The sequence below is a fragment of the Cupriavidus sp. GW823-FHT07A04 genome, from assembly GCF_058794615.1.
The window spans coordinates 102,071-128,581 of the sequence record NZ_JBXAHA010000012.1 but is presented as its reverse complement, the minus strand read 5'-3'; the positions used below and the strand labels follow the sequence as shown (position 1 = coordinate 128,581).

The 26,511-nt window shown below is 62.0% G+C and carries 21 protein-coding genes and 2 pseudogenes; 20 read left to right on the top strand and 3 right to left on the bottom strand.

Annotation, left to right across the window (positions count from 1 at the left end; genetic code table 11):
• Positions 1-248: 248 nt before the first annotated feature.
• Both AC1Q7Q_RS21515 and AC1Q7Q_RS21510 read left to right on the top strand, forming a co-directional pair.
• Positions 249-1,319 (top strand): hypothetical protein, encoded by a 1,071-nt coding sequence (locus tag AC1Q7Q_RS21515; protein ID WP_492370986.1) that lies wholly within the window; start codon positions 249-251, stop codon positions 1,317-1,319.
• Positions 1,319-3,184 carry an ATP-dependent helicase gene (locus AC1Q7Q_RS21510; RefSeq protein WP_492370985.1) on the top strand — a complete coding sequence of 622 codons (1,866 nt, stop codon included), beginning with the start codon at positions 1,319-1,321 and terminating at the stop codon, positions 3,182-3,184. Before AC1Q7Q_RS21515 ends, AC1Q7Q_RS21510 begins: the two co-directional genes overlap by 1 nt.
• On the opposite strand, the gene AC1Q7Q_RS21505 is transcribed toward AC1Q7Q_RS21510, so the two are convergent.
• The gene (locus AC1Q7Q_RS21505; protein WP_492370984.1) at positions 3,181-3,699 is read right to left on the bottom strand and encodes a hypothetical protein; all 519 of its coding nucleotides are present in this window, start codon (positions 3,697-3,699) and stop codon (positions 3,181-3,183) included. The two genes, AC1Q7Q_RS21510 and AC1Q7Q_RS21505, sit on opposite strands and share 4 nt — an antisense overlap.
• A 332-nt stretch (positions 3,700-4,031) precedes the next feature.
• Here AC1Q7Q_RS21505 and AC1Q7Q_RS21500 point away from each other — a divergent pair, with 332 nt between their 5' ends.
• The 15 genes from AC1Q7Q_RS21500 (at position 4,032) to AC1Q7Q_RS21430 (ending at position 19,000) form a co-directional block, all read left to right on the top strand.
• The gene (locus tag AC1Q7Q_RS21500; RefSeq protein WP_492370983.1) at positions 4,032-4,166 is read left to right on the top strand and encodes a hypothetical protein; all 135 of its coding nucleotides are present in this window, start codon (positions 4,032-4,034) and stop codon (positions 4,164-4,166) included.
• A gap of 143 nt (positions 4,167-4,309) precedes the next feature.
• Positions 4,310-5,740, top strand: a complete 1,431-nt coding sequence (locus AC1Q7Q_RS21495) for a recombination directionality factor (RefSeq protein ID WP_492370982.1) — start codon at positions 4,310-4,312, stop codon at positions 5,738-5,740.
• Positions 5,741-5,794: 54 nt separating this feature from the next.
• Positions 5,795-6,325: a hypothetical protein gene (locus AC1Q7Q_RS21490; RefSeq protein WP_492370981.1), complete on the top strand. Its 531-nt coding sequence runs from the start codon at positions 5,795-5,797 to the stop codon at positions 6,323-6,325.
• Positions 6,326-6,468: 143 nt separating this feature from the next.
• The gene (locus AC1Q7Q_RS21485) at positions 6,469-7,809 is read left to right on the top strand and encodes a metallophosphoesterase family protein (protein WP_492370980.1); all 1,341 of its coding nucleotides are present in this window, start codon (positions 6,469-6,471) and stop codon (positions 7,807-7,809) included.
• 59 nt (positions 7,810-7,868) lie between these two features.
• The gene (locus AC1Q7Q_RS21480) at positions 7,869-8,222 is read left to right on the top strand and encodes a hypothetical protein (RefSeq protein WP_492370979.1); all 354 of its coding nucleotides are present in this window, start codon (positions 7,869-7,871) and stop codon (positions 8,220-8,222) included.
• A 29-nt stretch (positions 8,223-8,251) separates the two neighbouring features.
• A complete protein-coding gene (locus tag AC1Q7Q_RS21475) occupies positions 8,252-8,473 on the top strand; it encodes a hypothetical protein (RefSeq protein ID WP_492370978.1) in 222 nt (73 codons plus the stop codon).
• An 85-nt stretch (positions 8,474-8,558) separates the two neighbouring features.
• Complete coding sequence (locus AC1Q7Q_RS21470; protein ID WP_492370977.1) at positions 8,559-8,801, top strand: hypothetical protein; 243 nt, start codon at positions 8,559-8,561, stop codon at positions 8,799-8,801.
• A 99-nt stretch (positions 8,802-8,900) separates the two neighbouring features.
• Positions 8,901-9,356 carry a hypothetical protein gene (locus AC1Q7Q_RS21465; protein ID WP_492370976.1) on the top strand — a complete coding sequence of 152 codons (456 nt, stop codon included), beginning with the start codon at positions 8,901-8,903 and terminating at the stop codon, positions 9,354-9,356.
• Positions 9,357-9,434: 78 nt separating this feature from the next.
• Positions 9,435-9,680 (top strand): hypothetical protein, encoded by a 246-nt coding sequence (locus AC1Q7Q_RS21460; RefSeq protein ID WP_492370975.1) that lies wholly within the window; start codon positions 9,435-9,437, stop codon positions 9,678-9,680.
• Positions 9,681-10,047: 367 nt separating this feature from the next.
• Positions 10,048-12,462 (top strand): hypothetical protein, encoded by a 2,415-nt coding sequence (locus AC1Q7Q_RS21455; protein ID WP_492370974.1) that lies wholly within the window; start codon positions 10,048-10,050, stop codon positions 12,460-12,462.
• Positions 12,463-12,644: 182 nt separating this feature from the next.
• Positions 12,645-13,160, top strand: coding sequence for a hypothetical protein (locus AC1Q7Q_RS21450; protein ID WP_492370973.1), 516 nt, complete (start codon positions 12,645-12,647; stop codon positions 13,158-13,160).
• On the top strand, positions 13,160-14,248 hold the full coding sequence (locus AC1Q7Q_RS21445; protein WP_492370972.1) for a hypothetical protein: 1,089 nt from the start codon (positions 13,160-13,162) through the stop codon (positions 14,246-14,248). The genes AC1Q7Q_RS21450 and AC1Q7Q_RS21445 overlap by 1 nt, the downstream gene beginning before the upstream one ends.
• A gap of 28 nt (positions 14,249-14,276) precedes the next feature.
• Complete coding sequence (locus tag AC1Q7Q_RS21440; protein ID WP_492370971.1) at positions 14,277-14,882, top strand: single-stranded DNA-binding protein; 606 nt, start codon at positions 14,277-14,279, stop codon at positions 14,880-14,882.
• Between the two features lie 158 nt (positions 14,883-15,040).
• Positions 15,041-16,069, top strand: a complete 1,029-nt coding sequence (locus AC1Q7Q_RS21435) for a DUF7146 domain-containing protein (protein WP_492370970.1) — start codon at positions 15,041-15,043, stop codon at positions 16,067-16,069.
• 1,617 nt (positions 16,070-17,686) lie between these two features.
• Positions 17,687-19,000, top strand: coding sequence for a replication initiation protein (locus tag AC1Q7Q_RS21430; RefSeq protein WP_492370969.1), 1,314 nt, complete (start codon positions 17,687-17,689; stop codon positions 18,998-19,000).
• Between the two features lie 649 nt (positions 19,001-19,649).
• Here the strand turns inward: AC1Q7Q_RS21430 and AC1Q7Q_RS21425 are convergent.
• Positions 19,650-20,675: a ParB/RepB/Spo0J family partition protein gene (locus AC1Q7Q_RS21425; protein WP_492387209.1), complete on the bottom strand. Its 1,026-nt coding sequence runs from the start codon at positions 20,673-20,675 to the stop codon at positions 19,650-19,652.
• A complete protein-coding gene (locus tag AC1Q7Q_RS21420) occupies positions 20,675-21,337 on the bottom strand; it encodes an AAA family ATPase (protein WP_045242924.1) in 663 nt (220 codons plus the stop codon). Before AC1Q7Q_RS21420 ends, AC1Q7Q_RS21425 begins: the two co-directional genes overlap by 1 nt.
• Before the next feature lie 1,039 nt (positions 21,338-22,376).
• On the opposite strand from AC1Q7Q_RS21420, the gene AC1Q7Q_RS21415 reads away from it, so the two are divergent.
• The 3 genes and pseudogenes from AC1Q7Q_RS21415 to AC1Q7Q_RS21405 all read left to right on the top strand — a co-directional run.
• A complete protein-coding gene (locus AC1Q7Q_RS21415) occupies positions 22,377-23,090 on the top strand; it encodes a hypothetical protein (protein ID WP_492374857.1) in 714 nt (237 codons plus the stop codon).
• Between the two features lie 1,024 nt (positions 23,091-24,114).
• Positions 24,115-24,655 (top strand): annotated as a pseudogene (locus tag AC1Q7Q_RS21410) (IS110 family RNA-guided transposase); the annotation flags it as partial.
• A gap of 370 nt (positions 24,656-25,025) precedes the next feature.
• A pseudogene (locus AC1Q7Q_RS21405) lies at positions 25,026-26,357 on the top strand (ISL3 family transposase); the annotation flags it as partial.
• Positions 26,358-26,511: the final 154 nt, after the last annotated feature.

Sequence of the window (26,511 nt, the reverse complement as noted above, 5' to 3'; positions counted from 1 at the left end):
CCGAAAAGTAGACAGCGGATACTGGCGTTGGCGTGCTGACGTGCACGTTCGATGTTTGGACTCATACCGGCATCTGACCACGTAGCCCATCGGAGATCAGCGCCGAATAGGTTGTGAAGTGCGGGCGGAATTGGGATTCTCCATCTCGTGCAAACGGGGTTACCCGGCGAATTTTGAGCAAATTATTGGCCGTTTTGTCGCGGTGGCACTTTATCAATCAATGACTTACGCTAGATTTTCTTGCCCACGTGGGCAATTTCCTCGATGTGGAGCACGCCGGGCTGCCGTCAGCGTACAGCGCTCGATTGGCAAATCAAGCACGTTTTAGCAATGTACTTGGCAGCGCCTGGCCGCGCATCTCACGCACGATTGAGTGGCATCCACCTACACAAGGAAGAATCACGATGACCCTCACTGCCATTCACACAATCCAGGACGGGCTTGCGAGTGGCCCGGGCACGGAGCCGGACGAACTGCTGGAGGCCGCCGAAGAGTCGCGCGTCGCGCTGGCGGCCGAGGCCGCGGAGGCCGCCGGCGGCAACGCGGTCTCCGCATCGGCTGACAGCGCTACCGACCAGGCGCGCGCGGACGATCTGATTCGTCGCGCCAGCGCACAACGCGAGCGCGGCAAGCAGGAACTCAAGCGGAAGATTGCGGGTATTCCATCTGTCCAACAGCACGTGGTCCTCAACGATCAAGTGGTGGCCTCGTCATTCACCCGCTTCTTCTACATCATCGACAAGGGCGCCGAGCTCATGCGCCGCCGTGGAGACGCGATCATCGGCGAAGACCGCGCCGCCAAGCTGCGTGAGCAGCTCCAGGCTCTCATTGCAGACGTCGAGGTGGAGGTGCGCAAGAACCTGGAGGCCACGCAAGCGCTTGTCGCCGCCGACGCCTATGAAGATGGCGCAATCGACGTAACCTACACTGCGCCGACGTATGAGGACACCATCCAGATCCGCTCCCGTGAAGGTCTCGCACTGCAGCGCGTATTCACGATGTACGACCAGTTGCTGGCGTTGATGGTCAACCTCGAATGGAACGGCAAGATCGACCCCAACGAGGTCGACCAGATGCGCTATCAGGCCAAGCAGAAGATTCGCCCGATCTTCCGCTTTGCCGCCCAGGCCAATATCGGCATGAACACCTCACGGGCCAGGAATGCCAGCGGCCAGGTTCCGCGCGGCCGCCGCCGGGCCACGGCTGCCAAGGCCAAGGGCGACGACGCCATCGTGGAGGCCGTGAGCGGTCTTCAGGCGAGCCTGGCGGATAGCGTCGGCGCAGGCGATACCCACGCAACGCTGCCCGCCGAGATCTGATGGCGAGCGACGAACGCCTGCTCGCGGGTCTCAACCCCGAGCAGCTCGAGGCGGCGCGCTGCCGCACCCACTGTCTTGCCGTGGCCTGCCCCGGCTCCGGCAAAACCAAGACCCTGGCCGCGAAAGCGGCCTTTTTGCTGTCGGACGGCGCCTCGACCGTCGCTGCCGTCACCTTCACCCGCGACGCCGCGCTGGAATTGCGCGAGCGCATCGTCGCCATCGCCGGCGACGCGGCCAAGCCGCGCCTGCTCGTCGGCACCTTCCACTCGATCGATCTGCTGATGAGCTTCCCCAAGGGGCGCAGCGGCTTCGGCAGCGCCATCCTGGCGGACATGCGCTCGCCCTATGGCGACCGCTCATGGGACATCGTGCGGGAAGGCGAGCGGCGCTTCTATCTGCGACGCGCCCTTGCCCAAGCCGGCCTAGAGATCGAACTGGACGAGGCCACCCGCCTGATCGAGGACGCCAAGGCGGCCGGCAAGGGCCACGGCCTCGCCGACGCGCACCTTGAACTGCTGGAAACGTATCAGCGCATCCTGGAGCGAAACGGACAGGTCGACTTCCAGGACATTCTCCTGAAGACCAACGAGGCCTTGTTCTCCGGCGCCATGACGCCGCTACCGGCGGACTACCTGCTGATTGACGAGTTCCAGGATACCGACCTGGTGCAGTACCGCTGGGGCGCGCACCATGGTACCGCCGGCAGCCAGATCACCGCGGTTGGCGACGACGATCAGTCGATCTATGCGTTCCGCCGGGCGCTCGGCTATGAGTGCATGCAGATGTTCACCAAGGAATTCCAGGCGAGCACCATCCTGCTGGGCATCAACTATCGGTGCCGCGACGAGATCCTGGCGGCCGCGGGCAAGATGGTGCAGGCCAACCTCGGGCGGATCCCCAAGCTCCTGCAGGCGGCCAAGGGCACGGGCGGGCGCGTCGAGTGGGAGCGCTTCAGCGACTTCGACCTCGAGGCTGAAGCCTGCGTCGACGCCATCGCCGCCGCGGGGACGGATGGCGTATCGTTTGCGGTGCTCACGCGCGCCAACCGCCGCCTTGACCTGATTGAGGCCATGCTGGTATCCCGGCAGATACCCTATCGGCGGGCGGACGGCGAGTCCGTCCTGGACAAGCCAGAGGTGGCGCTGTTCGGTGCCGTCATCGACACCGTGGCCACGCAGAGTGCCCGGGCCGTCGACCAGGTGCTCGGCTGGGCCGGCTTGTCCGAGGAAAACCTTGCGCAGCTCCACCAGCTCTTCGGCAATGCCATCCGGATCGGCGCGAAGCAGGATTTCGAGACCACGACCCTCACCTCGGACGGCATCGCCATCTGGAAGGACTTTGCCAAGCGCCATCAGGCCTGGTCCTCCCTGAACAAGGAGGGCCTGTACCACCTGATGCTGCTCGGGATTCAGGAGTGGCTCTTGCTGCACGCGAAGGACGACCGGACCAAGCGCATGCTGGAGGTCGCCGCGGCCATCTACCACCCCGCCGGCAAGGGCCCGAAGGAGCGGCTCGATGAGCTGCGCCTGGCTCGCCAGAAGAAAAAGAAGGATGAATCCGGGCACAGCGCGGTGCGGGTATCGCTGATGACCGCCCACAGCGCCAAGGGGCTCGAGTTCGATCGGGTCTGGATTCTCGGCGCCGAGGAGGAGGCGTGGCCCTCGAAACACGGGTCGCTGGAAGAGGAACGGCGCCTGATGTACGTCGCCATGACGCGGGCGCGCGAGCAGCTGTGGATCAGCGCGGCCGGCAAGCGCCGCACCAGCCTGTTCGTCGCTGAGACCGGAATTGAGCGCGCGCCTGAAGGGAAGTACAAGACGTCGAGCCGGCCAAGCGCTCCGGCCAGGGAAGTACCCAGCTCCTAGCCGACGCGGTGTTCGTCGGCCAATTCCTGCGCCGTCTTGCGCGGGATCCGCAGCGCACTGGTCTTGACCGCGCCATACGCCATCAGCACCGGCGGCAAGACGGCCAGTTGCTGGTCCCGATCAATGCGGCCCTCAAATCTGGCCACATACAGGCAGCCATAGGCCTCGTCGAAGCGGCGCAGCAGCCGATACAGACGTGCCCCTTCCCCCGAGACCATCCGCAACGCCACCTCGGCGTAGATCACCGTGGTGGTCGTCGGGTGGATGGCGCGGCAGCGAGCGTCCAGCAGATCGATCTCCGTCTCCAATTGATCCAGGTCCCGGCGGAGGGCCTCCAGGTAGCCACGCAGTTGCGCGAAGGCTCGCATCTTCGTGGCCAACAGGTGAAAATCCCGTCTGACCAGGCGGCACACCAGCGCCGTCCGCAGCGGGAAGGTCGCGCGTGATTCAACGGGGGTTCGCACCTCTTCGATCCGATGCGAATTTTTGATGACGAGCGAGGGAATCGGGTCCATGGCAGCATTATTAGGGCTTCGCTTGTACCCGGTCAGGGCGAAACCGGCGGGAAATCGCACGCGACTCGCCGCTTTCCTTTACCGGCGCTACGCCTTATGATGAATGCACTCTTCAGCCGTGCAAGCGGCAATGTGTCTCCAGCAGAACAGCACCGGATTTGTTGCGGACTTGCTGGCTGACTCCCAGAATTCGGTCGTCATGTCGTGCCGGCACCCTCGCCTCTCCAGGTTGGGTTCGCCTGCCAACACGTCGCGCCCTTCCCCTTCGATCGTCGCCTCAGGCCATTCCGGCCCGCCTTGGCGTCCCTTCACTCCTCTCCCTGCAAACCGCCATGGAAATACTCGCCGTGCTGATTCTGGCCGTGCTCTTGCTTTTCGCCGTCGGGAAACGCAACGGGTCCGATCACAACCCGCAAATCGATCCATTCTTCTTCTCACACGACAAGGACAGCATGGATGACGAATAACAGCTGCCGACGCAGCGGAATGGCCTAGCCATTCCAGTGCACAGGCACACGGACTTCCCAAGCCTCTCCGAGGCACGCATGAAGATCCCCCGGATTTGCCGGTGGATAAACCGTTACGGCGATGCCGTCATGGAGAGAAAATCATGGAGAAGTCCATCCTGTCGGACCGACTCAACAATGGCACCGCGCGCCTGAATATCTCGGGCCGCATCCGCAGTGGCACCAAGCTGCTCACCGCGGCCGCCGCCAAGAACCCCAAGGCCGTCTCCCTCTTCGCCCCGGCGCTCGCCGGTGAGCAGAAATTCAAGGACGCCGAAGCGGCCATCGCCGCGCAGTGCAACATCGCCTATCCCACCCGTCCCGTGAACACGCCTCACTTCAACGTCTCCGGGGCAGACTTCGAGATGCCGGAATTCGCCCGGCACATCCTCGACACCTACGGCGAACAGCGCGGGGACGACGAAACCCGTCTCTATCGCTTTCCGATCGTCTTCCACACCGATCAACTGCTCGACTTCTTCCCGCATGCCTTCAAGTCTTACGGCGGCGCGGTCAACTACGAGTCCCGCTATGGCAAGGACGGCAAGCGCTACTGCATGTATCGCGAGCCGGTCACCCCCGAGCAAGTCCAGCAACAACGCGCTCAGCGGATGAAGTTTCATCCCCGGCGCGAATTGGTGCCGCGTGGCGAGTGCATGCCGGATAGCTGCCCCGAGTATCTGCAAGGGCAGTGCAAGTTCCGCGGGGAGCTGCAGTTCTATATCCCCGGCATTCCGACCGTTGGGCCCGTATCGATCGCAACCACCAGCCAGTACGCCGCCGAAGGCATCTTCACCGACCTGATGCGCATCAAGGCCGCGCTGGGCACCATCCCGCGCTTCAATCCGTTCCAGCCGGGCAAGCCGATCTACTGGCTCACCAAGGTGCAGGAGACGCGGACGTACTACGACGACCAGGGTGCCAAACGCCTGGGTATGCAGTGGGTGCCCAAGCTCACCGCGGATCTGGACATGGCGAAGGCACTGAGCCTGAACACCGCTCCGACGCTGGCGCTCGGCTTGGCTCCCGCCGCCCCCCAGAGCTGGCTGGCCGAGACCACGCCCGGTCGCCAGGCTACGGAGATGCCGACAGACGGCAACACGCCGTCCGCCACGCTGGCGGCCGATCCTCCGGGCGACTACGACGCCGAGCTGCGAGCCCGGGTCCTGCGTGCCGTCAACGACAGCAACGGCGACCCCGAACTGGTCAGCCAGTGGGCCACGCGGCGGTATGGGCAGGATTGGTCCCGCACCAATGCCTCGCTCGACGCCGTCCATACCGTCTTCCGCAGCCTGGGCAACGACGGTGAGTACGTCAACGCCCGCCTGCGTTTCGAGATCGCGGCATTGGTGAGCGGCATCGACGAGACCCTGCGCAAACAGTACTTCAAGGCGAAGCTGGGCAACGGCTGGACGCACAAGATCGACCAGTTGGCGACCGCTACAGGCGAACTCGAGGCGCTGGCCGAGCGTGGCGCGAACTATGCCAGCAGCTTGATGCTGAGCTTCCTGGACGATCTGCAACTCCCCGCCTAGCGGTCCGCGGTGGTCCCCACACCGCGAACCCCGTGCCGGCAACCGGCACTGCATGTGCGCCAGCATGACCGCAATCGGGTCCGCCTGTGCACGACACTGATCGCCGCCGAGACCGACATAGAGGCCGAGACCATCTGGCGGCTCTGGGCTGCGAGACTGATCGAGGCCAAGCTACTGCGACACGCCTTCATCAATGCCAACGCAGGTGATCGCGTCAAGCTGTGCAGTGCGTGCGACATCGAGATCCTCGACGTCGATGCCTTCGAGCACTGGCGCCTGATCGCAATCAGTCCATTCCACGAGGACGGCCAGCATTGCCCGGCTGTCTGGAGGGAGATCCACAACGAGATTAAGTTGGAATACGAAGCCCAGCACCGTCAGGAGGACGAGGCCGAGAATGGCCCCTTCGACGATACCTTCAACCAGAATCAGGAGAGGGGTGAGCAAGTTCGCCCCTTTAACTGGACCGCGGAGGATAAGTCCGACGCAATGGATGGGAAATGTCCATTCTGCGGCCTGACCGACACTTGCGACGATTGCGAGTCAGCGGGATCGGCGAGCACACCCTGTGCCGCGACCCTCTAAACAATCGCGCGTGCCTTCGTTGGCTTACCGCGCCCTCCCCCGACGTTCGGGGGCTTTCTCTTACGCGTTTTCCTAGCGCGCAACGGAAAGCCGTTCCCTCGCTTTCCATTCGCCACGTACGCGGCAGGTAAGGAGGAACTCCCATGAAACTCGCTCACATGAGTGATCTGCATTACTCCGCAAAAAATCTCGCCGAGTCCAACCGTTGCTTTGGCGCTGCGGTCGACCATGCGATCGAGATCGGCGTGCAGGCGGCGGTCATCACCGGCGACGCCACCGACCATGCGCTTGACGCCCACGAACCGGCCTTCCGGGAACTGGCCAAGCAGATCCAGCGGCTGGCCAATCATTGCCCGGTCCTCATGCTGCAAGGCACCTTCTCGCACGAGCCTCCGGGCTTGCTACGCGTCCTGGAACTGGTGGGCGCACGGCATCCCATTGCCATCGCGGACCGGATCGGCCAATTCGCCCTGGTGCAAGGCCAGTGGCACAGCAACGGGTTGACATGGGACGCGCCCGCCGATCTGGTGGTCACGTGCCTGTCGACCGTCAACAAGGCAGACCTGATCGCCACGGTTGGCGCGGAACACGCCGCGGTCGAGGTTGGCCAGGCGCTGCACCAGCTGCTGACCCTGTTCGGGTCCGTCAATGCCCGGCTCTTCGCGCAAGGCGTGCCGACGCTGCTGATCGGCCACGGCACGGTGGACGGTTGTCTGACCGAGCACGGTGTGCCGATGGCAGGCCAGGACCATGAGTTCAATCTGGGCTCGCTGTTCCAGGCGAACACCGATGCGGTCGCACTTGGCCACATCCATAAGCAGCAAGAGTGGCGGCGCGAGTTCGCCGGCAGACGGCAGCTGATTGCCTACGCCGGCTCCATCGGACGCTTTCACTACGGCGAGGATGGCGACAAGTCCGCCCTGATCTGGGACATCCGTCCCGGCCAGGCCGAGTACTCGGTCTTCGTGACGCCCGCTCGGGTCACGCTGGACCTGCACTTCGACGGCCCGCCCGACCTGGACGCAATCCGCGAGTTGGGCCAGCGCTGCGCCGGCGCTTTCGTGCGCGTGCGCTACCTGGTCGACGAGGAACACCTGCAGTCGGTGGACCGCGCGGCGATCAAGGCAGCGCTGCAAGGCGCGGCCGAGGTGAAGCTCGAGGGCAAGACCCTGGTGGTCGAGCGCCAGCGCGCGGCGGGGATCTCTACCGTCGCAAGCCTCGACGACAAGGTCAAGATGTGGTGCGAGCAAACGCAGTCACCCTTCGAACCCATGTGCGACCGGCTGCAGGCCCTGTCAGCCGAAGCGCCTGAGGCTATCGCCAGCAGCATCATCCAGCGTCTCAAGACGCGGGAAGCCGCGCGCGACACCACCGACGCCCTTGGCCAGGTACCGGTACCCGCCACCCACAACCCGACCGACAAGGTACCGCTGGCGATCGATGCCGACGTTCCTTCCTGGGTAACCGAAGACCTGTTTGCCTAACGGCACCCACGGCAGGACCTGGCTTCCACAGCCGGTCCTGCCCAACAACCCCATCAAACATGCCACAACAAAAGGACCAACGCGGGATCCGTCCCAACCATGAGCCGGGCACCCTGCCGGTCAATCGCCTCGTCGAGGTGACGGCCGAATGGCTGCCAGAAGGCACAAAGCTCGAGGCCTACTGGGACGACACCTACTGGAACAGCTGGGTGACACCGCTGTTCCCGCTCGCGTCCGTGCATCGGATCGTCGATCTGATGCCGGGCGTCGAATACCACGAAGCCGAGGATGCCGTTCTGATCCACAGCGGAAACGATATTGAGCAGTTCCACCCACTCTCCATCGAAGTGAACGGCCGGCCGGTGACCGTGTATGTCGTCGGGGCCGGCTTCTGCTGGGAACTGGCGACGTGAGCACCCAGCCAATTCGAAAGAGGCTCGAAATGACACAACAGGAACTCATTGCCGAGAACGAGCGGTTGCGCAAGTTGCAAAAGCAGCAGGTGGCCGCGCTAAAAGCAGTTTGGAAGTGCTACACAGCGACCCAGATTGGCCATGCGCGTGTCGGGAGTGTCGTCTGGTTGGTCGCAGAGGCACTGGATGAAGCCGGCGTCCGCCGTCAGCCTGAAGGCGACGCGGCCGAGGCCAGCCACCGGCACCACTGAACCACCGCAGACAGCCCATCTAACCACCCTTGCGGGTCCGCATCCGCAAGGGGCGGGCTCCGCGCCACACCGAGGAGATTCCACCATGGATCTGAATTGCATTACTGCCGAAATGATGGAGTCCGCGGCCCACAGCCCGGACCTCGACAGCGCGCTGAAACCGCTCCAGGCGGCAGCGGGCATCACCAGCGGCGACACCGCCGGCCTGTTCTTCAGTTTTATGGATAGCGAGAACAGCCAATGGTTCGAAGCCTCGCCGGCCCAACGCAATGTCTGGCTCCGGCAATGGCTGGCGCTGGAACAACGTCACGCGTCCCAGCAACCGTAGTCGCACCCCAAACCACATCGCCTGCCCCACGGCGGCGCCTCAATCGCTCGCTGCCGTCACGTCTGGCGGCGCTTTCGATTTGTCCACGGAGAACAATCCATGCATCGCACAAGCCGCCTGTTCGCAGGCTTCACCGCAACCCTGCTTCGCATGCTCTTTGTCTTCTCTCTGCATGTCGGCATTTTCTTCATCTTCCTCGCGGCGCTCCTGCACAGGCGCGCTGGCTTTCGTCAACGGGCCGCCGCAACCGTGGCCAGCTGGCCTGTTCTGGGCTCGGCAGTCAGCACGGCAGATCGCGCTGCGCAAACGGCAGCGCGACTTCATGCCGAGACAGCGAACGAGTGGGCTGCGCGCGTTGCGCGCCTGGTCAACGAAGGCGATCTGGAAGCGGCGGCCACCGCGGCTTACGTGGTCGGCCGCTACGGCGCCGAACTGCCACCGGCCGTCGCCGCGCACGCGTCTCTGAAAGCGGCATTTGAGCGAGGTACCGCCGACGCCAGACAGGAAGCGGCGGAACGCGGGGCAACCCGCGTTCTGGTGCCAATGACCCGGTAAGCGGCAGCCCTTTTCCAACCATCCCTAGCGGGTCCGTACCCGCAAGGGGCGGACTCCGAACTTAGAAATGGAGTCCAGATGAAGAAGGCTCTCAAACAACTCGCAGCGGAAACGCGACAGGGATTGACGGCGCCGACCAACAAGCAGAAGGAGTCCATCGCCCGCTACGCACATTCGCTTTCTGCTGTCTGTGTCGTTGCGGCCGTGAGCTTCGCCTTTGGGGCCGGGCACGCAGGCGGCTATGTTGTGCTCAAAACGACGGCACTCGCCCTATGGGGCGTGCTACTATTTCTCGGTGGTCTGCTCATCAGCAAGGGAGAATGAGATGGCAGGGGTTATCCTTCTAAGTGTTATCTGCGGGTCGCTCTGCGCATACTGCCTGTACATCGCAAGTCTGCCCTCCGACAAAGAGAAGAGGTCGGCGGACGAGCCGGTCTAATCACTCCGGAATTCCAGAACAGCCACCATCAGGTGGCTGTTCTTCTTCCAGGGCGACCGAAACGCGCTGCAATTTGCCTCCGTTTCGCCTGCGCTTTTCACTTTGGTTTGCGCTTACACTATGGTCACGCCGGGTCCACCGGCACTGTAAAGATGTTGCAGATTGATCCATGCGCCCACCCGGGCCTATCGATCAGTCTCCGTGGTTTCCAATTCGCCGCGCCAGCGGCAGGAGTTGAACATGAAACCACGCATGTTAAGCCTCGCAAATTTCATTGGTATCCAGTCCGGTTTAGGCAAGCCCGAGATCACCCTCGATCTGCGTCACCTGGATGCATCCACCATCCTCGTTGCCATCGCTGGCCCCAACGGCGCCGGCAAGACGACCATCATGGACAACCTTCACCCGTTCCGGGTGATGCCCTACCACGCCACCACCCCCACGCCCAACGGCTTCTCGTACTGGGATCACGTTGCCGGCGCACAGGCGGCCAAGATGCTGGAATGGGAACACGATGGCCAGGTGTACCGCACCGACTTGGTATTTCGCCAATCCGGCAAGACGAAGAAGCAGGACGCCTACCTGACCGTCCGCCAGGGCGAGCAGTGGGTCCCGGTCAACCTGCCTAACGGCACGGTATCGGACGGCAAGACGGATACCTACGATGCCTGCGTCGAGCATCTGCTCGGCAAGCCCGAAGTGTTCTTCACCGCCCACTTCTCCGCGCAATCCCGCACGTCCCTGTCGGCGATGAGCGCTGGCGACGTCAAGTCACTCCTCTCATCGATCCTCGGTCACGACCAGATTCGCGAAGAGGGTGCCAAGGCCAGCGCCGTCGGCAAGCTGCTGAACCAGGAGCTCGAGCGCACCCAGGAGGATCTGCGACTCGCGATGGCGGCGGCGTCTCGCGCCAGCGTGCTGGACAGCCAGATCGTCCAAGCCGGCGCGCAGCTGACTGCGGCAACCGCCAACGTCGATGCGGCGCAGGCGGAAGTCACGAAGGCCAGCGCTGCCCTCGCGGCCACGCAGGCGCAACTTGACGCGCAGGCGTCGGTGCGCCAGCAACGCGCGCAGCTCGAGCAACAGCAGCAGGCAGCCGGCCGGGAGGCCGCGCAGCAGCATGCCGGCATCGAAACCGAGGTGGCCGCGCGCAAGCGCGAACTCCACGAGGCCCTGACGCAGGGCCAAAGCCAACTCGCCGGCCTTGCCACCGAAGCCAAGCGGCTGCGCAATGACCAGAACACACGGCGAGCCGTCCTGGCGCAGGAGCCTGCCATTCAGCAGGCGGAAGTCGCTACCGCGCAAGCCATGACGCAGCTCCAGGCGCTTGGCCAGCAACGCGAAGCGCTCAACGCGCCCATTGCCACCCTGGCGCAGCGCCGCAAGGAACTGACCGAGGTGTCGGCGGCGCACCAGAAGACGATCGCAGACGGCTCTGCCAAGAACCAGGCCGTACAGTCGATGACGGTCAATGCCAAGCTGGCCGATGACGTGCCGTGCGCCGGGATGGCCCTGCAACCCAAGTGCCCGCTGCTGGCCAGCGCGATGGCGGCCAGGACTGCCCTGCCGGGCGAGATCGCCCAGCTGAAGGACATGCGGAAGACGTTCGAGGCCAGCAAGGCGCGCAGCGCCGCCCTCGCCACCGCCATCGCGGAGCTGGAAAGCAAGGATGCGCAAGCCCGCCAACTGGATCAGCAAATCCGCGCGCTGAACGATCAACTCTTACAGATGAGCCGCGTCGCCAATCAGCGCGAAGCGCTGGCCGCCGCCAAGCAGGCCCTGCCGATCGCCACACAACGCCTGCAGGAGATTGGCGCGACCGAGGCGGAACTGAGCCAGCGACTGGCCGACTTGACCAAACGCATCGCGGCGGTCGATCAGGACGCAGCAGCGAAGCGCAAGGCCACCGAGGCGGCCCACGCCGAGAAGCTCGCGAGCCTGGCGCAGTTGCTGTCCACCCTGCCACGCGTGATAGGCAGCGACGCCATACAACAGGCGCAGCACGCTGTCACCACGGCCGAGCAGATCCTGGCCAAAGCCAAGCGCACGCACGCGCAGGCGCAGAGGCAGCTCCATGGCTTGCAGCTGCAGTCCGCGGAAGCCACGGCCGTCGCGTCACGCACGGCCTCGCTTCAGTCACTGTGCACGGCGCTGTCGGACGAAGCGGCCTATTGGGCGCTACTGGCGAAATGCCTGTCGAATGACGGCCTGATCGCCCTATCCATCGATGACGCGGGTCCGGCCATCTCGGCGCTGTGCAACCGCCTGCTGGAAGATTGCTACGGTGGTCGCTTCGCGGTGCAGATGGTGACGCAGCGCACGACGCAGACCGGCACGGTTAGGGAGACGTTCGAGATCCATGTCACCGACGTCGAGCGTGGCGAAGTCAAGCCGCTCGGCAGAATGAGCGGTGGCGAGAAGGTCTGGGTCAACGAGTGCCTGGTACGCGCGCTGGCCCTGCACATGGCGTGCAGCACCGGCATGCACTTCCCGACGCTGTTCTCCGACGAGGTGGACGGCCCGCTCGATCCGGAACGCAAACGGCAATTCATCGCCATGAAACGTGCAGTGCTGGCCGCCGGCGGATACGAACGCGAGTTCTTCATCACGCAGACGCCCGAGCTGTCGGCCATGGCGGACGCCATCATCCACATCCAGTCGCTCTAGCAGCGACATTTATCAGGAGGGGCCACAGGCCCCTCCTGTCTTCCACCCGCGGACCGCCTTGGCGGCCCCCTCTCCTGCCATGGATCCAAGCAGGCTTTCCCTGCGCCGCCCCGACGCGCCGCAGGGAAAGGCTGTGCCTCCGACTTTTTAGCGCCCAGTCATGGGCAAGAACGGAGAGCAACATGACAGAGCAATTGCTCGACCTGTTCGGCGAACAGGTCGCAGAGAGACCCGCGAGGGTCCCCAAAGTCGAAGGCACGCAGGCTGGCCTGATCTCGGTCGACAGTATGTCGTCCAACGATCTCGCGAAGTTCTGCACCGGCATCGCCACCGCCCTCTGGGGCGGCGTCCGCGACGCCATCGTGGCCTACAGCGCCACCAAAGACATCCGGGCCGCGAAGGACGATTCCGACTTCTTCGGCATGCCAAACCTCTGGGAAGAAAAGATCCACCTGTTCGATGCCCTTTGCTGGGCCTTCGACTTGTTCGATCACCGCGCCATTACCCCGTTCGACGCCGTGTGCGATGAACTGGACCTCGATGTTCGGCGTATCCGTCGAAGCATGGCCAGGAACCTGCACAGCGAGTTGCGCGAGCTGTTTCGCGTGATCCGGATGGCGCTAGGTGAACCCAAGGCCGCGGATGTGGCCCTCAAGCTCGATGAATACGTCAACCTCGGAAATTGGAGAAACCAATAATGAAAGCAGATCGAATTGGCATGCCCGCGCGGCTGCTCTGGATCATCGTGTTCCTGATCCTGCTGCCGTACGCTCTGGTCGCCGGCAAACAACGCTCGGAGAAGGCCATCGGCTGGATCGGCGACAAGTTCAGTGGCGAAGGCAACGACGATACCCCGGAGGACGAAGAGCTTGAAGAGGTGGCACCTGCACAGGCTGTCATGGAGCCTAAAGCTCCGGTAGCAGCGGCACCGGCACCGCTCGTCGTCAAGCCGCCGCGTCGCCCCCGCAGCATGAAGCAGATTGCAGCAGGTATTGCGCCCGAACCGGCCTTCACCGCAACGGAAAGCATCGGCGCACGGTGCGTGCAGGTCAGGAAGATCGCGCGCAAACGTGTCTTCTTCTACCAATACGCCAATCACGTGCGCCGGGTCCTGCCCGGTGAAGTGGGCCAGGCCCGCGAGCAACTTGGCATCCTCACCCGGGCCGAGTTCGAGGAAGCCGGTCTGCCCTTCGGCATTCCCAGCGCGGTGACACTCACCGAGCTGATGCTCAAGAGCGAATCCGGCTCAACGCGGAATCAGCCAAAGGCGGCGCTTGCAACGGTTCACCCGTTGCATGGCGTGGACGTCAACGCTGCACTGGCCGATGCGAGCGCAACGCAAGACGCACCGCCCTGGGAAGCCGCGGACTACGAGTTGCCAGAGCCGATGGCATTGGCGCCGGAGTCACAGCCGGCACCACTGTCCACCAAGCCTCAACCCGCCAAGGTAACGCCGCTCGCGCCGCAAGCCCGCAAGAGGCCGATCAAGGTTGGTGTCGGCCGCATTGTGGACATGGGCGTGCGTCAGTTCAAGCCGGAAGGCCGCAAGCCGTATCAGTCCTTCACGGTCACCCTAGAGAAACGCGACGGCAGCCGCAAGGCGTTCAGCGGCGAGCACCTCGCGGAACTGGTCTCGGAGCGCCACGTGCGCGTCGGCGACACCGTGAAGATCAGCATGCTCGGCCGCGTTGCCGTCCAGGTCCCGCATCCCGAACAAGTCGGGAAGTTCATCGATACCCATCGCAACGAGTTCGACCTCCGGCACGTGCGCTCACTCGCGGCGTGATTCAACAGCAGCAAACAAAGGAAAATCAATGGCATCCATCAACAAGGTCATCCTCGTCGGCAATCTGGGCGCAGATCCGGAAACCCGCTACTTGCCCAGCGGAGACGCCGTCAGCAATATCCGGCTGGCGACGACTGATCGCTACAAGGACAAGACCAGCGGCGAGACGAAGGAGGCCACCGAGTGGCACCGCATCGCGTTCTTCGGCAAGCTCGCCGAGATCGTCAGCCAGTACCTCAAGAAGGGCTCGCAGGTCTACATCGAGGGGCGCATCCGCACCCGGAAATGGACGGACCAGGCAGGCGTGGAAAAGTACAGCACCGAAATCGTGGCCGAGCAGATGCAGATGTTGGGCAGCCGCTCAACGGGCGCGTCGAACGGTGATGACGAGGGCGACGGCAGTCAAGCCCAGCGTGCGCCGGCACGCGCGTCCAACAACAGCGGCCGGCAGAACGGCGCCGCAGCACCCAGCAGTCGTGGCGCCCGCACGCCGCCCCCATCACCGCCGCCCAAGCAGCAGTCTGGTGGCTATGGCGGTGGTGGCGCGCCGCGTAGCGGCGGCTTCGAGGACATGGATGACGATATTCCGTTCGCGCCTTGTAAGGCACTTGACGGCATTCCGTTCCGGCGCTGACGCGCAGTGCGGCAGGCCCTTCGGGGCCTACTCGCTGCTTCTTCAACCTTCCCCCTTTTCGGGGGCTTTCCTGATGCGCGCTGCGCTTCAGAAAAGCCTCTGCACCTCAGCAGTGGTCTCTCCGCTTTTGAATTGCCTTTCCGAGGCAGGAGAACACGATGAGCCTGAACTTTAAAGATATCGACTGGGTGAAGGTGCTGACGCGTGCCCAGCTCGACGTGAAATATCTATCGAAGCGCCAAGGACCCTGCCCTCTCTGTGGGGGCAAGACCCGCTTCCGATTCGACAACAAGGATGACGCCGGCACCTACTTCTGCAATCACTGTGGTGCCGGTAATGGCTACACGCTCCTGCGCGCATTCACCGGCATGAACGATCGCGAAGCGCTTGAGTTCCTGAAGGACGATGCATGCTGTCGCCAGGTAGGGCGGCCAGCCGCCCGCCACGACGAGCGCAGCCTCAAGGCGAAGGCGGAAACCGAGGCCAGAAAGAAGCGGGCGAAGCTGAACGCAGCCTGGTCTGGCTCGGTAGCCATCACGGAGACTTCGCCCGTGTGGGTCTACCTCAGTCGGCGGGTGCCCCGCCTGCAACTCGCGTGGCTCGCCCCCGACCTTCGGTATCACTCGGCCATGGCCTACTGGGATACAAACGATGAAGACAAGCCGGCGAATCGCGGTGACTGGCCGGTCATGCTGGCCAGGGCAAGGCGCGCAGATGGGGCACCCGTCACGCTCCACCGCACCTATCTGAGCAAAGATGGCTACAAGGCGCCCTTCGCCGATGTGAAAAAGCAGATGGCCAGCCCCCAGAAGCTCGCTGGCGCCGCCATCCGCCTGAATTGCCCGACCGCCCAAAACCGCAGGGTCATTGTTTGCGAGGGTATCGAAACCGGCTTGGCCCTGGTGGCCGCCACCGGCAATCGCATCGAAGTCTGGTGCCTGTTGAACGCCGGCAACCTTGCCGTTGCTGACATCCCGCGAGATCGCTTCGACGAGGTGATCATCTGCGCAGACCGGGATCCCCTCGATCCGAAGCACCGCTGGCGACCAGGTGAACACTATGCCGAGCTGCTGAAGGCCAGATTGATCACCGAGGGCTTCGGCGTGCGCTTGCACGTGCCGACGAACGAGGGGGAGGACTATTCCGATCTTTGGCTCAGGGCTGCGCATCTGCGGCTCGCTGCCTAGGCCTAGACCCAACAAGGAGTTGGCAATGGAGGCGATCTCTGTATTGTTAATGCGAGCGCCCGATGAGGCACACCGGGCGATTTGCGAGAGCGAAGAGGCGGCCGCGCATTACGGCGAGGGTTTTAGCCGTTGGGATGCCTGGTGCTGCTGGTGGCGCGGATTCTTCAGTGTCGCCCGGCCGGATCGCTGTCCTATAAAGTGATCCAAGGGGCTTTTAGGCCGCCGGTCTCTCCGACTGACAACTGCCCCTGCCGCACCTAGCCGACCCGATGGGTCGGTTTTTTTTTCGCCAGGCATAGCGCCCTCTCGCTGGAGGGTGCAAGTCCCACACACCCCGCAACGGAACAGCATGCGGCCAAGAAGTCACGGGAGTCACGTGCCGGCTGCCGGTAGGTGTCTTTTGTAGCTCCCCAAGCGCTTCCCAATGCGCGTCACCTTCCGAAGGCTGCGCGAGTCATCCCCAAATCCGCATTGAAAGCGTTTTATACGTCATACGCCACTATCTGCCGGATACCGCCCCACATGCGGACAGTCCGCCCACGCTTCAACCGAGCCCTGCTGCATTCCACCCGAGGTTCATCCCAAAACAGGGTACCTTTCGCTGCGGCCAAAGGTACCCGGCTATGGTAAGGCGACGAGGCTCAGAGGACCACAATTCCCATAGACGGGTACCTTTTCACCATGGCAGCCGTCCACCCTCATTTTATTGCGCCAGTTACAACAAAAGTGGTTACTTACTTACTTTTCAAGGGCGCCGAGCCACAATCCCATAGACCGGCACCTAAACCTGCTTGGACCAGCTTGTAGACACCTTTCCCCACGATGACTTGCGGAGTATAGGCAGTCGCGCAAAGCCTTATATGTACTGGGCTTGCGGACGTTTGGCGGCCGGGAACACGACTCGGCATCCCTGAGCAACGAGTCCCATACACGGGTACCTATCGGCGTCAGGATCCCTCAAAGAGGACAGATTCGCGGCCCAAAACCGATCCCATAGCCGGCTACCTACGTAGTTATCCCATAGGCGGGTACCTCAGGAACCATCGGGACACCCCCATAACTGGGTACCTTTTGCCAGATTTCGCCCCGGCGAGAAGCTCCCAGAAACGGGTACCTCTCTCCCATATCCACATACCTTTCTTCCCATTGGAAGCTACCGTCAGTCCCATATCCACATACCTGGGTTCCCATAGCTGGGTACCTTCACCCCATATCAGGGTACCTATCGGTCTGGAAACCCTTTGTTTAAGCGGCTCTCCAGGCTCTAAAGGTTTACTAAAGAAGTAAAGTGTTAGGTAAACACGTAAACGGAAGGTGTCTTCTGAAAAGACCCTCAACCACGGGCATAGGTACCTGTCTGTGGGATATTCCAGGCTCAACCTCAGCTGCGATATCCCAACGCCGCTGCCCGAATCGAATAGGTATACTCGGTCGGGCCAAGCCAGCAGAGAAGGCAGGCCGACTGTATAGCTGAAACGGTGTCCACGACTGGCCAGAAATATGGCACAACATCCCCGCGGCCCTTCAGGCAAACTTCGACGTTGATATTGAAGGTACCAAGGTGTAATATGGGCGTGGCGCCTTTACACCTATGGCGGACTTTTCGGTATCACATCGATGGCCAGACAAAATCGTACACCGCCTACGGACACCCAAATCGCCCTCTTCCAGACCGTAGAGTCCCCTGAGCCATTCCGAAAAGCTGTTCAAGCAATCCACATCGCTCCGCGCTCCGGCATCATCTCGCTCCAACAGCGCAAGATGTTCAATTCGCTAATCAAGAATGCGATCAGCCAAAACGAAGAGAATGAGGGTCGGACGCTCTTCGAAATGACAGCCGGCAGCCTCTCAAATGATATCGGACTTAATAGTAACAACAGTCAGTACGTCAAAGACACGCTGAATTCCCTGATCAGCACTGTAGTGAACTGGGACTTCCTTACGCCAGACAAACGAAACATATGGAAGTCATCCGGTTTGCTCGCCGGAGCAGAAATCGAAGGCCCAAAGCTTCGTTATTCCTTCTCTGATCAGATAAGGACAGAGCTTCTGAATCCGGAAATATATGCGCTTATTGATATGCGCATAACGAGACAGTTCCGTCGGGCCCACTCCTTAGCACTATGGGAAAACACGGTCCGCTATGAAGCTATTGGAATTACCGCCAAGTTTCCATTGAAAACATTTCGGGAGTTGATCCTCGGACTCGACAATGGAACTCAATCCTATGCGGAATACAAAGCATTCAAGAGTAAAGTAATCGTCCCGTGCGTCCGAGAAGTAAATGAAATATCGGACCATCTGCTAGAACTCGTTGAACACAAGAACGGCCGTTCAGTTGTGGCGATTCAGTTCAAGGTAAACCGTAAGGCTGAGGCGAAACCGGACGTCACCGAAAACGAGAATGCTCTTTTAGATGAAGTAGTAAAGCTTCAGGTGCCACGCTCAGAGGCTGCCAAGCTGATTGCTGAGTACGGGGAAGACCGTGTGAATTCCGCCATCGAATATACTCGCGCTAGGAAGGCAAAGAAAAATGCGCCGGCACTAGACAACGAGGCGGCCTATTTCAGGAAGGCCTTACAGTCAGGTTGGCAGGCAGCGCCTTCTAAGGCTCCCGATTCCGCAAAGCCACCGCCTCGCAAAAAGGTAACAACAAGCGACGTGCGCGAGCGTTATATCACTTCAGAGGTCCCGCGAGCCAGGGAGTACTTCAACGAGCTTTCCATTGATGACCAAGCTATTCTCATCGATCGTTACAATGGAACCGTCGAGGTCAAGAATCTAAAGATAATTGTCGGAAAGCGCTCGACAAAGCTCGCTGAGACAAGCTTTTTCAGTTGGCTTGTAATTGACACTTGGGGAGATCCTTCCGCAGAGGATCTCTTGAGCTTTGTTGTGAATGGCGGTGCAGCGATCGACGCGGCAGCCTAAGTGGCAGTTATCCGCGATTGCGAGGACGCCCACCCGAGTTCGGAGCATCTTGGGAAGCTTCAGAGCCAGGCGGATCGGTCTTCGCGTGTCCTAGACGGCGAAGCCTCTTCGATCGCAGTTGTCACGAAGAGACATTCATCGTATAAGCCCTTCCGCCGCTAAACGTCAGTCGACGTTATAGCGGGGTTTCGCGGGTCACAGACTTTGACTTGGCTCGTTGCCGATCCTGCGGTTTCGGTCTCGCCGCCACACCCGTTCCAGGCGTGTGCGCATCGATGAGAACAACCGACGCGCTTTTCTGGTCGCGCTGCATCGTGTGCCCGCAATGTGGGCACACGATGCATGCGTTGCGCGAGGGACTTGGGAGCGAATTCCCAGCAATGCGCGCAACGCTGCGACGGCTTGAGTTGGCGCGTGATTGACACATACAGGCGCGTACCAGTTTCTACCGCTTTGTACGCGAGCATTTGATGCACCATGGCAAGCCCGACCGAGAGGATCTCGCGGTTCAGGCCCGCCTTTTGCCTCACCCGCCGGCCAGGCCGCGCGCGTCTTGCTCGTTCCCGATTCGTTTCAGGCCGGGGCACCTATAGCTTTGGCGCGAGGCTTCGAACACTAGGTCGTGCCCCCACCTATTGCCGGCATCGCGTCAGGCGGCCTCATCCAAGCCGAACTGGCGCTTGAGGGCCGCCAGGTGGCTATCGCGCTTGGATGGGTCGTCCAGTTTGATGTCGAGCACGATGCGGCCGCTGTCCCATTCCTTCAGGGTGCCAACCTCCGCCCCGCCCTGCCGGATCTTGTGCTGGCGCGACATGGCCTTGGTGGGCTTGGCGCCCTGCTCCACCGCCTTACGGATCGCCTCAACCTTGTTGAAGGGCAGTTCTTCCGCCACGACACGCTCCGCCAGCGTGGCCGCCTTGTCTTCGCCGACCTTCTTTGCGTAGAGGGTCAGCTCATAGGCGATCGAGATTCCGAAGGCACTCGGGTTCTGCGCGATCACGTCTTGCACGGGCTTGGGCAGCGCCACCACAGCGAGCATCTTGTTGACCTTGGACCGGCTCTCGCCAACGATCGCAGCCAGTTCCTCGTCGGTCTTGGCCAAGCCCTCATCCAGTAGTTTCTGATAGCCGAAGGCGACATCAAGCACGGATTCTTCTTCGCGCTCGGCGTTTAACGTACGCGCCAAACGGTAAAAATCTACCTTGGTGAGATTTTCAAGGATGCAAACATCCATGTCCGCCTGGTTAAGATGGCGGATTGCCCTCTTCCGGTAGTGCCCGTCGATGAGAATATAGCGACCCGGGTGGGTGGGGTTGGGGGTCACCAGCGCCGGAGTGAGTTGAGTCTCCGCAGCGATCGATGTTGCGCGCGCGCGGACCTTCTCCTCGCTGTAGAAGGTCCGGCTATTCAGCGGATTATCATCGAGTACTGCGATGGGCAGCCTGGTGTAGTGCCGCGACGCCTTGCCTGCAGCCACAATTTGTTCTACGTAGAACACTTCCGGCGCGGCCACTGCGGTCGCAGGGCTAGGCTTCACTGGCGGCGCCAGCAAATTTGGACGCCCTTCCAGTGCGTCCGTCACGTTGTCGAAACGGTTGTCGAGTTCTGCGCGCTTTGCGATCTCCGCCTTCGCGCCGCCGGACAGCGCCGAGCCAAATGACTTTTTACCAGCCATTATTCCTCCTCGTTCAGGACTTCCAGCACTTCGCGCACGAGACTTTGCATCTCAACGCGGGCCGGGTCATTCTTGCCGGCGATCTGCATCACCACTTGACCTATTGTTTCTGCTTCACAGAAAACGTTGCGGTCTGAGATGCGTGTCTTCATGAGCGCTACATCTTCGTCGGCTTCCAGTTGCGCGATCACGTCGCGATTCAGGACCGTGCGATTCACCATGTTTGCCACAAAGCGCAACTTCAGGGTCGGGTTCTTGACTTGCGCCTCCATTCCCAATTGCTTGGCCGCCATCGACGCCCACAGTTGCCCGCCTGAGCCGCCGACAGGGATGATGCCTAGATCGGAAATCAGCAGCGCAATCGACGGCAACTTGGCCTCCACCGACGGCGGGCAGTCGATCACTACGAAATCGTAGACGTCCAGCTGCTTGCGAATCTCGATGTGTGGCGTCTTGCTGTCCGAGAGGTTGGTCACGGTGGCAGGGAACGGGCTTTCCTCAGCGGCTTGCGACGCGGAGCGGGTGCCAGTGCCTTGCTGATCTAGGTCTACATACAAAGACCGGTGGCCAAGCAAGGCAAGGGTGCCTGCTATCTCGGACGAGAGGCGCGTCTTACCGACGCCGCCTTTCTGATTGAAGACGGTGATGATTCTTGCTGCCATATCGGCCCTCCTGGTTGCAGGCGAATGTTCTACGTAGAACAGTCCAGGCGCACTATGCGCTACGGGACGAATGATATACAGCAACGATCACAATTCCAATGTGAAGTGGAAGAGTTTGTGGATTTGCAACGGTTTTGGAGGCTGCCCCCTGAGTGTTCTACGTAGAACACTCAGGGGGCAGCCTCAACCACAGTCACCAACGCCCCTGTGGGGCTTAGGCAACCTCGTTCTGAATCGGTGCGGCCACCGCCCGTACGGACAGTTTTGGCGAGCTGGTATAGAGGTCTCTCGGAAGCCGAGTAGGGCGCGCGGAAGGCGCAATGCTGAGCGTTGACGAAGCATCCGTGGTGGTTGAACACGGAGGTCACACAGCGTCAGCGCACGACGTAGGTCACGCGGCCTTAGCGGGCCCCAGAGTTTCCTGCTTCTGGATTGCCGGGATTCCGCATGTGCTTGGGAGCGTCGCTCCTGCCGGCACAAGGTAACTGCGGAGGAGTCCGCGAGCTGCCGCCTTTTGCGCTTCCAGTGTCGCCAAATGCAGCGGCACCCGGCGCCCGGCGCACTAGCTCGAGACCTGAGCACCGGTGGGGCTGGCCCTTGCTGGATGGCAAGAGGCGACCAGCCAAGCGCCAGCGCATGCCCTGGCTTGCCGACCTGCCCACAGCCCGTGCCGGACTGCGCCCGGAAGCAAGGAAATTTATATTACTAGAACTCGGTGAGAACCGGGGCTCCCGCTACCCGCGTCGGCCAACTTCTGCTGTGCCGATCTTGCCTGGCACGGTAAAAGACGCGAGCGGTGCGGTAGCTTCGGCCGCGCCCGGCCTCGGCACAGTCACCCAAGCACGCCACTCAGGTTGACGTCATGAAGTTCATGAACTAATCTGAGGGCATGAAGCCAATCAAACGCCACCCACGTCTCCGCATAGCTGCCCACTCCGCACGTGACAGTGCGGCCTTTCCGCCACCAGGGTGGATCGGTGCACGCCGGACGCTTCGTAGTGCCGCAACCCTGAACGACGAATCCACCAAGGCAAGTGCAGTGCTCAAGGCGATCGTGCTGTTGGTTGCCGACGCGTTTCCTGACAACGAACCGCCGCATTTGGGCAACAGGGAGGTTGACCTCATCCTTGGAAGGTTGCTGCGCACCCGACTGGAAAAGGTCGCTCCGGGGCCACTTGATCGGATCAACGCTCTCCTCGCGGCCCGGCACGCCAACGAAAAAACCATGCAGATGGCGACCGAGATGGTTGAGGCAGCGTTCCTGGACGCCGCCAGGGAGCTACGCGGCAGCGTGGAAGAAGCTCGAAAGGCGCAGTGGCTTCCCGGTGAGGCGGGCAGTGATCCGCTGCAGGCAGCGCGCGAGCGCGGTAAGCACCTGGCAGTCCAGGAATGGGAGAAGCCAGAAAACTTGACCCTGAAGGACGCGGCTGACTATGCTGGCCGATCCGACCGTATGATCAACCTGAATCGGCAAGCAGGGCGACTGTATGCCCTGGTTCCTCCCGGAAAAGAGCGCGGCTTCCGCTACCCCCGCTGGCAGTTCAATGCCGATTCGGCCCGGCTCGAAGCGGCGCTTGCCCCGTTCGCCAGGGCTGGCGCCAGTTGCTGGGTGGTGCATAACTTTATGCTCCGCCCCATGGAGCGCCTGGACGGTAAGACCCCGAGTGAGTGGATTGCGGACCCGACGAGGCCGATCGAGTCGCTTGTGCGTCTTGTGGAGACGCGTTACCTCGGCGACCAGGGCGCTGCATGAACTTCACTGCCGAGGAATTGGGCTGCCCGTTCGCTGCCGCGCCTGTTTTTGGACCCAGCGTCGACGCCGCTGTGGCGTATTCACCGTGCAGCCTTCGCGCCGATCTTCTTGTACTTACCGCTTCGCTACCGCCGGTGACGAGTTTGGCGTCCGCCGTGGCCTCCCCCAGCTAGAACGTCCGGCCTTGGCCGCCGCGCAGGGCGCATTCGAGCCAACACTCGAACGAGAAATCTAAAAATATAGAAGTGAAGTAGGTCGTACCACCCAGAGATAATTCCGCACCAACGTGCGTCATAAGTGCTTGATTTCCAAGAAATTCCATCGCAAGAAGAATCTAGCCCCCCGAAGTTGTAGCCCAAATCACAATGCCGATAATTATGGCCGGATCGTGGATGGCTGGCCCTTCCTAATTCACGTCGATGTGAGCACCGGCGAGCCGCCAGAGCCAACTCTTGGTCCGGCGCTGACGGTTTGTCATTCCGGCTCGCCGTGGCGCAATCCACGGCGAGGCCGGAGCAGGGTGGAAGCGAATGGACCATAAGGCCGCAGAAGCCAACTCGGAAGAGCCGCATCGGGATCCCAAGCGGCTGCCTCGATTACTACTGCCGTGAATTGGATCTGGGCGCTGGCGACTATCCGCTGAACCATGCGGACAAGGCCGTCCGATCACTGGCCCGCTCGCTATAGTGGTGGCTGCAGGACGATTTCGGCCTTGCCGCGCGCGCCGCCGGCTGACGGATCAAGCCCGCGTCGGCGCTGCGGCAATTGCCGCGGCGGGGCTCCGCCGGCGGGATCGATACTGTCGAGTTCGACGCTCATAAGATGGACGTGGAGACAGCAACACTGGCCATGACATTGACGGAGTTTGGCCGTGATTGAGCGCCGTGACTGTCGTCTTGCGGACCTGGGCCTGACCCTCGCGGAGGGGCGGCCGCTGTTGGCCAAAGTGCAGGCCGAGCTGGTTTCGAAGCAAGCGGAGGGGTGGCTCTCGGGCCAGACCCATCTTCGGTGCTGTGGCGCGGCACCTCAAGGCCGCTGCGCCAGCATCGCTGCAGCCAAGTTGGCCATCGCAGAACTGGCTCCACGGCTACCGCAGATGCTGGTGGATAGCCTGCAAGACCAGCTTTCCCGGTTGCTGACTCTCGACGAGCAAATTCAACGGATCGAGCAACGCATCATGGCCTGGCGCCGCAGTGACGAAGCGTGCTGCCGCATCTCCGAGATTCCCGGGGTTGGCTTTGTTGACGGCCACAGCCGCGATCGCCGTCATTGGGAAGGCCCAGTCTTTCAAGTCCGGGCGAGAGTTCTCTGCCTATCTCGGACTTGTGCCTCGATAGAATGGCTCCGGCGGCAAAGTCAAGCTCGGCGGCATCAGCAAGCGCGGCGACGTGTGCCTTCGCACCTTGTTGATCCACGGGGCACGAGCCGTGATATCAAGAGCGCGACACTTACCCGACCACGTCAAGTCCATGCTTGCGCGACGACCCACAAACGTCGTCGCCGTAGCGCTCGCCAACAAAACGGCGAGAATCATTTGGGCCCTGCTGGCGTACGGACGCGCGTACCTGCCCCCCACGCTCCACCATTGCCGGCTTGACTTCGATAGGAACGACTACCCACACCACCCTTCACGGTTGCATAGGTTGATATTGAATGATGGCAAGACAGGTTGGACCGCGCAGAGACAAACCAGCAACTTTACTTGGACCTTGAGTCCGTAGTGTAGATGAGGACCTCTGCGGCGAAATCCATCGGGGCCGGCGGGCTTTCTCCCGCGATCGAGTCCGGATATAAGTCCGCAACCACCCTACTGGCTATCGACAATTTGCAAAAGGGAGGCGACCATATAAGTAAAGATGGGTCTTCCGCACTTTGTGTGACGGCCGCGTCGAGGGCTTGATTTCGGGCCGATCTAGCCCTACGTTGATCGTTACCATGAGCCAAGTTCTCGGTGGGATCGATCGTATTCTCGCCCGTGTGGGTAAGCGCGTCGTCTCCAGCGACGCGCGAGGGGAGACCATCACTGTCGAAGCCTGCAGTACGGTTCGCGCGGCACCTTGTCCCGCCTGTCGTCGTTGGAGTAACCGACTCCACGGCAGCTATGTGCGCAGGCTGGAAGAACGTCCGATGCTTGAGCAGCGAGTCGTTCTCGCCGTGGAGGTGCGTCGCTTCAAGTGTACGAATGCCGGCCGCCCCCGTCGTACGTTTGCCGAGAACATCCACGCCTTGGCCGGTCGGCATCAGCGTCGAATGCGATCACAGGCTCGGGCGTTGCACGCGCTGGGCCACGCCCTCGGTGGTGAAGCGGCAGCCCGGCTTGCTAACGTCTTGGGCTTGCGCACCAGTGCCGACACCGTGCTGCGGGAGTTGCGAAGAGCTCCTGGGCGCAAGCGCAAACCACGACCACGGGTCGTCGGCATCGATGACTGGGCGATCGCACGCGGTCATCAGTACGGAACGATGATCGTCGACTTGGAGCGACGTGAGCCGATCGAAGTGTTCGCCGGCAGGGAAACAACTGCGGTGACCGCGTGGATGCGTGCGCGCCCATCGATCGAGATCGTCGCCTGGGACCGGGCGGGGGCCTACTCCGAGGCGGTCGACATCGCGCTGCCGGCAGCCAAGCAAGTCTCCGATCGCTGGCATCTGCTGTGCAACCTGCGCGACAACGTCGAGAGGCTGCTGTACCGACTCGGACCGCAACTGCGCCAAGCCGCGCAGCAAGTCGAGGTCGGTGGCGTGACCCTGGGCCGGCAGGGGGTGCTGAGCCGCACCTCACTGCGGTCATGGCAGCGCCTGAGCGATCAGCGACGCGCCACGCGGCTGGCGCTGTACGAGCGGGTGATGGCGCTACGCGCCCAGGGCGGCACGATGAAAGGAATCGGGCGCGAGCTCTCAATCAACCATCGAACCGTGTGCAAGTTCGTCACCGCGGGGGCCTTCCCCGAGCGCGCACCCAAGGCGCGGGGTCCGACGCCTTTGGATCCCCATCGCAGCTATATTGAGGAACGAATCGCCCAGGGCTGTCGCTTTCCTGAACTGATCTGGCAAGAACTCAAGCAGCGAGGCTATACGGGCAGTCGCGCCGCCGAGCAGAATTGCGTGGTCCGCCTCCTCTTTCCGCAGGACAAGGTACCGCTTGTCCAGGCACCCGTGCGCACGATGCCGTGCCCGTCGGCCCGGCGCGTGTTCGGATGGCTTGTCGGATGGAGGAAGCTAGCCGTGGAGGAGCCCAGGAGTGCGGACCACGAGCGCTTTGCACCGGCCAATGAACTGACATCCTCGCCGCAAGTCAGGGCGCCTGACGAAATGGCCTCCCCCATCTTTTGCACGCTCTCCAAAAATCGCATCTCTACTACATTTGACGCAGGCGGCGGTCGAGCGGATGCGGGATGTGGTGCTCATGTCTCTGACAGGTTCT